We start from the raw sequence: 12,168 nt of genomic DNA, 5'->3' as shown, positions 1-12,168 counted from the left end.
CTTTCCATTTCCCCATTAGCGCTGTTCAACGAGGTCATCCAGTTTTTTCTGGCTCGCTTCAATCGTGGTGACGAGGTCGGCTTTGCCTACCGTCACGTTGTGCACCATTGAGCTCACAACACCGGAGCCTGTGACGTCGCCCATGCGGGTGAAGTTCTTATCGCCGACGGCACCAAACACCTGGATATTCGGCAGTTCGGCAATCAGTTGATCGGGTAATTCACCCAGCGCTTTGATGACAGTGTTATCTTTCCACGTCGGGGTATTCACCACTGCTTTGTTGACCGGCAGCGCCGCCCCTGGCGACATCATGACCCAGTCCGCGATGTTGTCGGCCTGCTCCATAAAGGTGACAAATTTCTCTGCCGCTTCTGTCTCTTCAGACTTTTGACCCGCGGTAATGGTTAACGACGTCAGCATGCCGTAAACAGCAGAGTTTTTTTCCGTCGGCACCATAAAGCCCACATTTTTAGGATCGCCCTCTTTAATCACCGCCGGGAGGATATAGGTGGAATAAATCGCCATCGGCGCCGTGCCGTTCATGAACGCGTCTTTGACTTCCATGATGTCGTTTGAGCCCGGCATGGTGTTCATTGCCAATTGGCGGTAATACTGCAGCGCCTGCGCCATTTCAGGTGTGTTGAGCGTTATCTTTCCTTGCGCATCAAAAACGTTGGCCTGGTTTGAGAGCGCGAACTGGGAAAATGACTGTTCGGTCAAAACGCTTTCCGCCGTGGGCAGCGCAATACCATATTTCTTACTACCAGGATTGTTTAGCTTCTGCGCCACGCTCAGCAGTTGTTGCCAGTCTTTTGGCTCTTCCAGCCCAGCGTTTGCCAGCACATCTTTGCGATACCAGATCCCGCCAATCCAGGCGCTAACCGGAACCCCGGTCCAGGCGGTACCGTCTTCAGTGCGCACAATACGCAGCACGCCATCATAAAAAGTACCTTCACCTACAGCGTTGATGACCTGCGCTACGGCTTTACGATCGATAAGTGATTCTTTATCCATAACCTTCGCGTAGTCATGGCTGGTTTCAATGACTTCAGGCAGTGAACCGCTCCGCGCCAGGGTGATGACCTTGGTGTTGTACGCATCTTCTTCTACAGGAACCTGTTTGACACTGATCCCCGGGTTCTCTTTTTCAAAACGCTCAATCAGTTTTGCAATAACCGCCTGCCGCTCCTGTTCAACAGAAGAGTGCATAAATTCAATCGCAACAGAGGACGTTTTATCATCCTTACACCCGGAAACCAGGGCGCAGGAAACCAGTGCTGAAATCAGCACAATTTTAGTTTTAAGCATGAAATGTTCCTTTTTATTACTTAACCCACATGACCTGCCAGGCGTTCAACGTTAATTCTTTACCTGAAATAGTTTTACCGCTAATCAAATCAAATCCATTTTCAACATCAATACTAATGGTTTGCGTATGACCGCTGACATTAAATAATCCGGTAATTTTTTCGCCTGTTTCCGCCGTACGTTTAATTTGCATTACAGCCGGTGTAACACTGCTAATCTGAAAATCACTATCAGGGTGAAATGCTTTATTACTACGACGTATTACAATTAATCGGGATAATTCATGATAAATAGCATGGCGCAAACTGGTTTCATCTGCCAGCTCCGTTTCGATTTGGCTTATTTGATATTTTTTTGCGGTTGATCGCACGGTTATAACCTAGCGCCTCGACACCTTTATAATCATTGCGTGACCCAAGAATGCTTTGAATGTAAACCGCAGGTACCCCCGGAAAACTCAGCAAAATGGCATGTGCGAGAATAAAGCGGGAAAAACGTTCGGCATCACTACAATTGTCTGGCGTTAGTGCGTCCATATATGTGACGTTAATTTCATACGGACTGCGACTACCATCAGGGTTATTTTTCCAGTTAACCAGCGCGCCTTCCTGTTGTAATTCCGTCACCAGGCGCACGATCTCGTCTTCAGGTAACAAACCACGTAATGGGTTGAGACCAATGCCGTCATGCGATGCGAGGAAATTAAACCAGGTGGTCTCACTGGACGGCAGTTCCAGTGATTGCGCCCACTGGCACAAGGTTGAGGTATCCTGGCGTTGTACCGCATGCAGCACCAGCGGCGGTAACGAGAACTGGTACACCATATGCGCTTCATCACGACCATTTCCGTAGTAGGACACATTATCCTTATGCGGAACGTTTGTTTCAGTAATAATCGCCGTACCAGGCGCCGCGCAGTCAGCAATAGCGCGAAATAGTTTGATAAGCTGATGCGTTTTTTCCAGGTGAATACAGGTCGTTCCTGGCTCTTTCCACATAAAGCCAACCGCATCCAGGCGGACATAATCAGCGCCCTGCTCAAGATAACTCAATAGCACATCGACCATCGCCAGTAACACTATCGGGTTGGCATAGTTGAGATCGATCTGGTCGTCGCTGAACGTCGTCCATAAATAGCGTACGGTGTTATCTTTCAGCGTAAAAGGCGTCAGTAACGGTAATGCGCGTGGACGCGTTACGTTGCTCAGGTCCGTATCAGGATCCATCGCAATAAAGAAATCTTCATAACCGTCAAGCTGTTGCAAATAGTTATTAAACCATTCGCTTTTCGCTGACATATGGTTACAAACAAAATCAAACATCAGTCGACTGGATTTACCCAATTGCTTAATATCATTCCAGTCACCGGTTTCTTCGGCAACCTGATGGTAATTAATTACGGAAAAACCATCATCCGATGACCACGGATAAAACGGCAACAGATGCACATGAGAAAATGTCGACTTAAGCCATTCATTATAAAATTGATTAAACATCGGCAGTGGTTTTTTGCCTGCCCCGTGGAATTGATCGGCGTAGGTAATAAGAACCACATCGCCCTCGTCCCAATGCGCTTTACGGATTTTTTTAATTAATCCCTGTGATTTCTCTAAACGTGCAATCAGCGCTTCATAGTGGCATGAAGTAAACGTATCACCATAAACTTCTGCCAGGCATTTTTGGATTTTTTGGTTCACCTTCAATTCTCGTGGTAGCGGTCCCATGAGTCAAGAGACTACTCTGCGGGAAATAAGCTGTCAATCGGCTGAGGTGGCCAGGAGGGGGATAATAAAAGAATTTCGGCAGCCAAAAAATCGTATTTGTGAGCTGCCGCAAATTAACAGAGGGAATGTTGATTAATTGTTGCTTGCTTTTGCTGATTCGGATATCAGGGTTGATTACCTGAATAGCGTTTCGATAATTTTGCCGCTGCCCGACTCAAAACCGGCTCCAGGACCAACGCCAGCAGCATTTTAAGCGGGCGTCGAGCGACGGACTTCACCGCCCACCCTGCTACCCCCGCCGGGCCGTAACGAAGCGCAGTTAAAAGCACCAGCTTACCTGCTATTTTAAAGCCCGGCTTAACCCTTTGCCCGGCACGTTGCCAGCGATTGTTCATTTCTATCCTCACAATTGGCGGAAACGGCTGCGCAATGAAAAGGTATCAGAGGTGACATAACGCTCCATTTCACGCAAACGCTTTTCACTTGCCGCCAGCTCGCGATCGACGGCATCCAACAGCTCGCCGCTTGATGGCTGCTGCTCACCGGAAACCACATTGTCCGGCATCGGGTCCAACACAAACGTCAGCACGATGTAAGCGACGAAGGTAAAAAAGGCCAGACCAAAAAAGACGGACAACACCACCAGGATCCGTACCAGCTTCACAGGCACATCGAGGTAATGCGCAATACCTGCACAAACCCCCTTCACCATGCCCTGTTGCGGAATACGCCACAGTTTTTTGTTCAGATTAACGCCTCCCATTAGCGGTCCCTCCAGTTTGGATGTTCAGCATCAAGGATGTCTTCCAGCGCCTGAATGCGCTCGCGCATCCGCTGTGCGTCATCGTTGAGTTCTACCAGACGTTGCTGTTCACTTTGCGCCAGTTCGCCACGACTGGAACGGTTGCTGTAATGCAGCCAGAGCCAAATCGGTAAAACGAACAACACAAAGATGGTTAATGGGATAGCCAGAAATAGCGCGCTCATGAGTACTCCTTACAGGTGATGAGCGGCGGCGCGTTCGGGCGCCGCCAGATGTTATTATTGCTTATCTTGCTGCATTTTGGCTTTAAGTTGCGCCAGCTGCTCGCTGATTTCATCATCTGCTTTCAGGTCAGCAAATTGCTGATCCAGAGACTGCTGTTTACCGAAGTTATGGCTTTCGGCCTCAGCTTCCATCTGATCGATACGACGCTCGAAAGATTCAAAGCGTGCCATCGCTTCATCCAGCTTACCGCTGTCCAGTTGACGACGAACATCACGCGAAGAGCTCGCAGCCTGATGGCGCAGCATCAATGCCTGCTGACGAGCACGGGTTTCACTGAGTTTATTTTCCAGCTCACCGATCTCTTTTTTCATTCGCGCCAGCGTATCGTCAACCAGCGTCACCTCATGCTCCAGAGAAGCAATCAGATCAGTCAGTTTCTGTTTTTCGATTAAGGCAGAACGCGCCAAATCTTCTTTCTCTTTACGCAGCGCCAGCTCGGCTTTTTCTTGCCACTCTGCCTGTTGTGCGCTGGCCAGTTCGATACGGCGAGATAATTGTTTCTTTTCTGCCAGAGCGCGTGCGGAGTTTGAGCGCACCTCAACCAGCGTGTCTTCCATTTCTTGGATCATTAACCGCACCAGCTTCTGCGGATCTTCAGCCTTTTCCAGCAACGCATTAATGTTGGCGTTCACGATGTCGGCAAAACGAGAAAAAATACCCATAATGTAATCCTCACTTACTGTTCTGATATCGGGCTATGCCCTGCTGTTTTCGTAATGCACTTGGCGTGCCAACTTTTTAACTAATTGATTTTAATGTAAATATCCAATTTTACCTGACGGGAGAATTAGGGTAAATTGGTGAATAACACTAACAAGTGGTGAATTTCATCATGGCAGGATACAAAGACAATATTCTGGGCGAAGCGAACAGCTTTATTGAAGTGCTGGAACAGGTTTCTCATCTGGCGCCGCTGGATAAACCTGTACTGGTTATCGGTGAGCGAGGTACGGGGAAAGAGCTTATTGCCAACCGCCTGCACTACCTCTCCAGCCGTTGGCAGGGCCCATTTATTTCGCTTAACTGCGCGGCCCTCAACGAGAACTTACTTGATTCCGAACTGTTTGGTCACGAAGCCGGTGCGTTTACCGGTGCACAAAAACGCCATCCAGGACGTTTCGAACGCGCCGACGGCGGCACGCTGTTTCTTGATGAACTGGCGACCGCGCCAATGTTGGTACAGGAAAAACTGCTGCGCGTAATTGAGTATGGCGAGCTGGAACGCGTCGGCGGCAGCCAGCCCTTGCAGGTTAACGTGCGACTGGTCTGCGCGACCAATGCCGACCTGCCACGTATGGTCAGCGAAGGCACTTTCCGCGCGGACCTGCTGGATCGTCTGGCCTTTGACGTGGTGCAACTTCCCCCACTACGCGAGCGTCAAAGCGACATCATGTTAATGGCCGAACACTTTGCCATTCAGATGTGCCGCGAGATCGGGTTACCTCTTTTTCCGGGATTCAGCGCCGAGGCCAGAGAAACCCTCCTCCATTACCGTTGGCCGGGTAATATTCGTGAACTGAAAAACGTCGTGGAGCGCTCCGTTTACCGGCACGGTACCAGTGATTACCCGCTGGATGAGATCATCATTGACCCCTTCCGCCGCCATGTTGCGCAGCCACAGGCAGCACCACCAAAGCAGACATCTGTAGCATTACCGCTGGATCTGCGTGAATTCCAGCAGCAACAAGAGAAAGACTTTCTACAAACCAGCTTGCAGCAGGCGAAATTTAATCAGAAAAAAGCCGCTGAGTTACTGGGTCTGACTTACCATCAGCTACGCGCGTTGCTTAAGAAACACCAGATTTAGCGCGCCTCTGCCAACGTTATATTGGAGGGTTTGACGCTTTATTGTCAGCACTCGTCCATTAAAGTCACTTTCCCCTCTGACTTTTCGACTCACGGAGCATAAACGTCAGAGGGTCCCTGTCCCCCCATCAGAGCACCAAACCTGGCCGGATGTATAACTGTTCTCTTCAGCGGCCAAAGTGACATAAAGCGGCGCAATTTCCACTGGTTGACCCGGACGCCCCAGCGGTGCATTTGCCCCAAACTTCTCCACTTTTTCCTGTGGCTGACCACCACAGCATTGCAGTACAGTCCAGTATGGGCCTGGCGCTACGGCATTAACCCGTATCCCTTTCGGTGCCAGCTGTTTCGCCAGCGATTTAGTAAATGCCACGATCGCCGCTTTGGTCTGAGCATAGTCAAGCAGGATTTCACTAGGCTCATAAGCCTGTACCGAGGAGGTATTAATTATCACGCTGTCTCGTGAAAGATGGGGGATAGCCGCTTTGGTGATCCAAAACATAGCGTAGACATTAGTCTTGAATGTGGCATCGAAATCTTCTGTGGTGAGCGCCTCAATAGACTCGCAAAATTGCTGACGACCCGCATTATTGACGAGGATATCCAACCCACCCAGCCCTATTACCGCCTGTTTAACCAGTTGGCCGCAAAAAGTTTCATCTCGAATATCTCCGGGGATAGCCACGACATTTCTGCCTGCTTTTTTTATCAAGTCGACCACTTCACGCGCATCGTCTTCTTCATCAGGTAAATAGTTGATCGCAACATCAGCGCCTTCACGGGCATAAGCGATGGCAACAGCACGGCCAATCCCTGAATCCCCCCCGGTAATTAATACCTTGCGCCCATTCAATCGACCGCTTCCCTGATAGCTCTCCTCTCCATGCTCGGGACGCGGTTGCATTTTTCCGGCCAGCCCTGGGAAGGGTTGCTTCTGCTGTGGAAAAGGCGGTGCCGGAAAACGCGCAGAATGAGTTTTATTGATGGTCTTTTTTTCATTGTTTAAGTCAGCCATTTAAATACCTCTCATTTTTTATCACAAAGATTATTAAGCGTAGACCAAAATGAGTGGCATGACCTTTGTAATTCACCGCAATTTAATATTTCGCGTAATATCACCTCTACCGATACACTAATCACCGTATCGCGCTTTCGAGTATTTTATGAGATTAATCCCTGCTTAACCCATAGCACTTAAATCCATATATATCAATGAAATATATAAATAAAACCTTAACAGGCCAGACAATTTTATTGAGTAACGAGATACCACTCAGAAGCGAGAGGTTAATAGAGTCCTATGCAATTGTTTTTCCTGTATTCATCTACCTACGTCGCCTCGCTTATATTTTACCAACGTTATGATTCAATACTCGTTATCATTTAAGAATTATCCAACAATCAGCATAAATAAATAGCAACCAAATTTAACATCTCAGCCCTATCGAAATGGAGAACGAATGAAATTATCCATAGCACCATTATGAGATTATTTTTATATTTCACTTTCCCCGCGATATTGCTGATGCTCTCTCCTGGCGGTCATGGTCACTTTCCCCCACGTCCCCCTCACATTTTTCTGTCAGCCAGCGAATCCCGCGTTTTAACGAGTCAGATGGGTCATGAAAATGCTAAGATAGTTAACAGAGTAAATTCAAAGTGGATAGCGGGTATGAAGGGTGACCCTGTCGCGATGTTGAATTCGCGGTTATCACCTGTGCGGTCCCCAAACACAAACGGTAATGGCAAATGTCATTAAATATTAGTAAGATAGCCTCTTTATTTATAATCCTTTAAAATTATGCGCCTGGTTTTATCATCTCTGATCGTGATGGCTGGATTTCTGAGTGGTCAGGCTGCTGCCGCGCCTGAACAGGCTTCGCATGCTGATGCTGATATTCGTGACAGCGGCTTTGTCTATTGCGTTAGCGGGCAGGTCAATACGTTTAACCCGCAAAAAGCGAGCAGCGGTCTTATCGTCGACACCCTGGCAGCCCAGCTGTATGACCGACTACTCGATGTCGATCCGTACACCTATCGACTGGTGCCTGAGCTGGCTGAAAGCTGGGAGGTGCTGGATAACGGCGCAACCTACCGCTTCCATCTGCGTCGTGACGTCCAGTTTCAGAAGACGGCCTGGTTCACCCCCACCCGCAAACTGAATGCGGACGACGTGGTGTTTACCTTCGAGCGCATCTTTGATCGCCAGCATCCGTGGCACAATGTAAACGGTAGCAGTTTCCCCTACTTCGACAGCCTACAGTTCGCCGATAACGTCCAAAGCGTACGCAAGCTGGACAACAACACCGTTGAGTTCCGCTTAACTCAGCCCGACGCCTCCTTCATGTGGCACCTCGCCACGCATTATGCCTCCGTGATGTCAGCAGAATATGCGGCTAAATTGGCAAAACAGGATCGTCAGGAGCTGCTCGACAGACAACCCGTCGGCACCGGACCGTACCAGCTTTCGGAGAATCGCGCAGGGCAATATGTTCGACTGCAGCGCCATGAAAAATTCTGGCGTGGTACTCCTCTGATGCCGCAGGTGGTTGTGGACCTCGGCTCTGGCGGCACCGGACGTCTATCGAAACTCCTGACCGGTGAGTGTGATGTTCTGGCCTGGCCCGCCGCCAGTCAGCTCAGCATTTTGCGTGATGACCCGCGCCTGCGTCTGACCCTGCGCCCAGGGATGAACATCGCCTATCTGGCATTCAACACCAATAAACCACCGATGGATAATCCCGCCGTGCGGCATGCGCTGGCGCTGGCCATTAATAACCAACGGCTGATGCAGTCCATCTACTACGGGACGGCGGAAACCGCAGCATCTATTTTGCCTCGCGCCTCGTGGGCTTATGACAACGAAGCTAAAATTACAGAGTACAATCCGGCAAAATCGCGCGAGCAGTTAAAAGCACTGGGGCTGGAGAACCTGACATTACAGCTTTGGGTACCCACCAGTTCTCAGGCCTGGAACCCCAGTCCACTGAAAACCGCCGAGCTGATTCAGGCTGACATGGCTCAGGTGGGTGTGAAAGTTAAAATCATTCCGGTAGAAGGTCGTTTTCAGGAGGCGCGATTAATGGATATGAACCATGATCTAACGTTATCCGGTTGGGCGACGGACAGTAACGATCCTGACAGTTTTTTCCGACCGTTGCTAAGCTGCGCCGCCATCAACTCGCAGACTAACTTCGCCCACTGGTGTAATCCGGAATTTGACAGTGTTCTGCGCAAAGCCCTCTCTTCGCAGCAACTCTCATCGCGAATTGATGCCTATGACGAAGCGCAAAATATTCTCGCGAAAGAGTTACCGATCCTGCCGCTGGCCTCTTCACTGCGTCTACAGGCTTATCGTTACGATATCAAAGGACTGGTGTTGAGTCCGTTCGGCAATGCATCTTTTGCCGGGGTTTCCAGGGAAAAGAAAGATGAGGTGAAAAAGCCATGATTATCTTCACCCTGCGTCGTTTTTTATTGCTGCTGGTCACCCTCTTCTTCCTGACCTTTATTGGATTCAGCCTGAGCTACTTCACGCCTCATGCGCCGTTACAGGGTGCATCGCTGTGGAACGCCTGGGTATTCTGGTTCAATGGCCTCATTCACTGGGATTTTGGTGTATCCAGTATTAACGGCCAGTTGATTTCAGAACAGTTGAAGGAGGTGTTCCCGGCGACGATGGAACTGTGCATTCTGGCCTTTGGTTTTGCGCTGATGGTTGGGATCCCCGTTGGTATGCTGGCAGGGATCACGCGGAACAAATGGCAGGACCGCTGCATCAGCGCCTTAGCGTTGATGGGCTTTTCCATTCCGGTTTTTTGGCTGGCGCTGTTGCTGACGTTGCTCTTCTCACTGACTCTCGGCTGGCTTCCCGTTTCGGGACGCTTTGATCTTCTCTATGAAGTGAAGCCCGTTACCGGATTTGCCATTATTGATGCGTGGATCTCCGACTCGCCCTGGCGCGATGAAATGCTGGTCAGCGCAATCCGTCACATGGTGCTTCCGGTGTTGACGCTTTCCGTCGCCCCTACCACGGAAGTTATTCGCCTGATGCGAATCAGCACCATTGAGGTCTTTGATCAAAACTATGTTAAAGCGGCCGCCACGCGCGGTCTGTCACGCTTAACCATTCTGCGCCGTCACGTTCTGCACAACGCCCTTCCGCCGGTGATCCCGCGTCTGGGCTTACAGTTTTCCACCATGCTGACGCTGGCGATGATCACCGAGATGGTCTTTAGCTGGCCAGGTCTTGGCCGTTGGCTGATTAACGCAATTCGCCAGCAGGATTACGCGGCAATTTCGGCGGGCGTCATGGTGATTGGCTCACTGGTTATCATCGTTAACGTCATCTCTGATATTTTGGGTGCTATGGCTAACCCTCTGAAACATAAGGAATGGTATGCCTTACGATAGCGTCTACAGCGAAAAGCGCCCGCCGGGTACGTTGCGCACCGCATGGCGCAATTTTTACGGCGATGCGACTGCGATGATCGGCCTGTATGGCTGCGCAGGATTGGCGATTCTGTGTATTTTTGGTGGTTGGTTTGCCCCTTATGGCATCGACCAGCAATTTCTCGGCTATCAGCTTTTACCGCCGTCATGGTCGCGCTATGGCGAAGTCTCATTTTTCCTCGGAACTGACGATCTCGGGCGTGACGTGCTAAGTCGCCTGCTCAGCGGCGCGGCCCCAACCGTTGGCGGCGCGTTTGTCGTCACCCTCGCCGCCACACTATGTGGCCTGTTACTGGGCGTGGTTGCCGGCGCAACGCACGGTTTGCGCTCCGCGGTGCTGAACCACATTCTGGACACCCTGCTCTCGATCCCTTCGCTGCTGTTGGCGATTATTGTGGTGGCCTTTGCCGGACCGCATCTGACACATGCGATGTTTGCCGTCTGGCTGGCGCTGCTGCCGCGCATGGTACGCTCCGTCTACAGCATGGTGCATGACGAGCTGGAAAAAGAGTACGTTATCGCCGCTCGCCTGGACGGTGCAACCACGCTCAATATCCTGTGGTTTGCCGTTCTGCCCAATATTACCGCCGGACTTATCACTGAAATCACCCGTGCGCTGTCGATGGCGATTCTGGACATCGCCGCGCTGGGTTTTCTCGACCTTGGCGCACAGTTGCCGTCACCAGAATGGGGAGCCATGCTTGGCGACGCGCTGGAGCTGATTTATGTCGCACCCTGGACGGTTATGCTGCCAGGTGCGGCGATTATGATAAGCGTGCTGCTGGTTAACCTGCTGGGTGATGGCGTGCGCCGGGCAATTATTGCGGGGGTGGAATAATGCCATTACTGGATATCCGCAACCTGACCATTGAATTCAGAACCGGCGACGACTGGGTGAAGGCGGTTGACCGCGTCAGTATGACCCTCAATGAAGGTGAAATCCGCGGACTGGTTGGCGAGTCTGGATCGGGCAAGAGCCTGATCGCCAAGGCCATTTGCGGCGTCGCTAAAGATAACTGGCGCGTAACCGCAGACCGCATGCGCTTTGATGATATCGATCTGTTGCGCCTTTCCGCGCGTGAACGACGCAAGCTGGTCGGCCATAACGTTTCCATGATCTTTCAGGAACCGCAATCGTGTCTCGATCCGTCTGAGCGCATTGGACGACAACTGATGCAAAATATTCCGGCATGGACTTATAAAGGCCGCTGGTGGCAGCGCATCGGCTGGCGTAAACGCCGCGCGATTGAACTCCTGCACCGCGTCGGGATAAAAGATCATAAAGATGCGATGCGCAGCTTCCCGTATGAACTGACCGACGGCGAATGCCAGAAGGTGATGATCGCAATCGCCCTGGCTAATCAGCCGCGTTTACTGATTGCCGACGAACCAACGAACGCGATGGAGCCAACCACTCAGGCGCAAATTTTCCGCCTGCTGACCCGGCTGAACCAAAACAGCAATACCACCATTTTGTTGATCAGCCATGACCTGCAAATGCTCAGCCAGTGGGCTGACAAAATTAACGTGATGTACTGTGGGCAAACGGTGGAAACTGCGCCCAGTAAAGAGCTGGTGACTATTCCGCATCATCCTTATACCCAAGCGTTGATTCGCGCCATTCCTGATTTTGGTAGCGCAATGCCGCACAAAAGCCGCCTGAATACCATGCCAGGAGCCATTCCATTGCTGGAACAATTACCTATCGGCTGTCGTCTGGGGCCGCGCTGCCCTTATGCTCAGCGCGAATGTATCGAAACCCCAAGACTGACCGGAGCAAAGAATCATCTCTACGCCTGTCATTTCCCGCTGAACATGGAGAGAGAGTGA

The 12,168-nt window shown here is 50.8% G+C and carries 11 protein-coding genes and 1 pseudogene; 5 read left to right on the top strand and 7 right to left on the bottom strand.

Translation table 11 applies throughout. From position 1 onward, the window contains the following. Positions 1 to 15 precede the first annotated feature (15 nt). The 6 genes and pseudogenes from OGV38_RS15070 to pspA all read right to left on the bottom strand — a co-directional run bounded on the left by OGV38_RS15070 (position 16) and on the right by pspA (position 4,742). Positions 16 to 1,308 (bottom strand): ABC transporter substrate-binding protein, encoded by a 1,293-nt coding sequence (locus OGV38_RS15070; protein ID WP_016156636.1) that lies wholly within the window; start codon positions 1,306 to 1,308, stop codon positions 16 to 18. 16 nt (positions 1,309 to 1,324) lie between these two features. Continuing rightward, positions 1,325 to 3,005, bottom strand: a pseudogene (locus OGV38_RS15065) (sugar phosphorylase). Positions 3,006 to 3,196: 191 nt separating this feature from the next. Next, positions 3,197 to 3,427 carry a phage shock protein PspD gene (pspD, locus tag OGV38_RS15060; protein WP_003833267.1) on the bottom strand — a complete coding sequence of 77 codons (231 nt, stop codon included), beginning with the start codon at positions 3,425 to 3,427 and terminating at the stop codon, positions 3,197 to 3,199. Positions 3,428 to 3,435: 8 nt separating this feature from the next. Beyond that, entirely contained in the window at positions 3,436 to 3,795 is a 360-nt protein-coding gene (pspC, locus tag OGV38_RS15055; RefSeq protein ID WP_003020497.1) for an envelope stress response membrane protein PspC, read from the bottom strand. Continuing rightward, the gene (pspB, locus tag OGV38_RS15050; RefSeq protein WP_016153227.1) at positions 3,795 to 4,019 is read right to left on the bottom strand and encodes an envelope stress response membrane protein PspB; all 225 of its coding nucleotides are present in this window, start codon (positions 4,017 to 4,019) and stop codon (positions 3,795 to 3,797) included. The genes pspC and pspB overlap by 1 nt, the downstream gene beginning before the upstream one ends. Before the next feature lie 54 nt (positions 4,020 to 4,073). Then, entirely contained in the window at positions 4,074 to 4,742 is a 669-nt protein-coding gene (gene pspA, locus OGV38_RS15045) for a phage shock protein PspA (protein WP_016153228.1), read from the bottom strand. Between the two features lie 155 nt (positions 4,743 to 4,897). Here pspA and pspF point away from each other — a divergent pair, with 155 nt between their 5' ends. Next, positions 4,898 to 5,887, top strand: coding sequence for a phage shock protein operon transcriptional activator (gene pspF / locus OGV38_RS15040; RefSeq protein WP_029139556.1), 990 nt, complete (start codon positions 4,898 to 4,900; stop codon positions 5,885 to 5,887). A 105-nt stretch (positions 5,888 to 5,992) separates the two neighbouring features. Here the strand turns inward: pspF and OGV38_RS15035 are convergent, their stop codons facing one another. Continuing rightward, entirely contained in the window at positions 5,993 to 6,901 is a 909-nt protein-coding gene (locus OGV38_RS15035; RefSeq protein WP_137367073.1) for an SDR family oxidoreductase, read from the bottom strand. A 786-nt stretch (positions 6,902 to 7,687) separates the two neighbouring features. On the opposite strand from OGV38_RS15035, the gene sapA reads away from it, so the two are divergent. The 4 genes from sapA to sapD are packed head-to-tail and all read left to right on the top strand — an operon-like array spanning position 7,688 to position 12,168. After that, a complete protein-coding gene (sapA, locus tag OGV38_RS15030; protein ID WP_016156639.1) occupies positions 7,688 to 9,337 on the top strand; it encodes an ABC transporter substrate-binding protein SapA in 1,650 nt (549 codons plus the stop codon). Continuing rightward, entirely contained in the window at positions 9,334 to 10,299 is a 966-nt protein-coding gene (gene sapB / locus OGV38_RS15025; protein WP_003020545.1) for a peptide ABC transporter permease SapB, read from the top strand. Before sapA ends, sapB begins: the two co-directional genes overlap by 4 nt. Further along, the gene (sapC, locus tag OGV38_RS15020; RefSeq protein WP_016156640.1) at positions 10,286 to 11,176 is read left to right on the top strand and encodes a peptide ABC transporter permease SapC; all 891 of its coding nucleotides are present in this window, start codon (positions 10,286 to 10,288) and stop codon (positions 11,174 to 11,176) included. The genes sapB and sapC overlap by 14 nt, the downstream gene beginning before the upstream one ends. Continuing rightward, the gene (gene sapD / locus OGV38_RS15015; protein ID WP_016153234.1) at positions 11,176 to 12,168 is read left to right on the top strand and encodes a peptide ABC transporter ATP-binding protein SapD; all 993 of its coding nucleotides are present in this window, start codon (positions 11,176 to 11,178) and stop codon (positions 12,166 to 12,168) included. The genes sapC and sapD overlap by 1 nt, the downstream gene beginning before the upstream one ends.

Source organism: Citrobacter sp. Cb080 (assembly GCF_030334745.1).
Lineage (GTDB): Bacteria > Pseudomonadota > Gammaproteobacteria > Enterobacterales > Enterobacteriaceae > Citrobacter > Citrobacter braakii.
The sequence above is the reverse complement of the archived record's forward strand: the minus strand, read 5'-3'. Positions and strand labels throughout refer to the sequence as shown.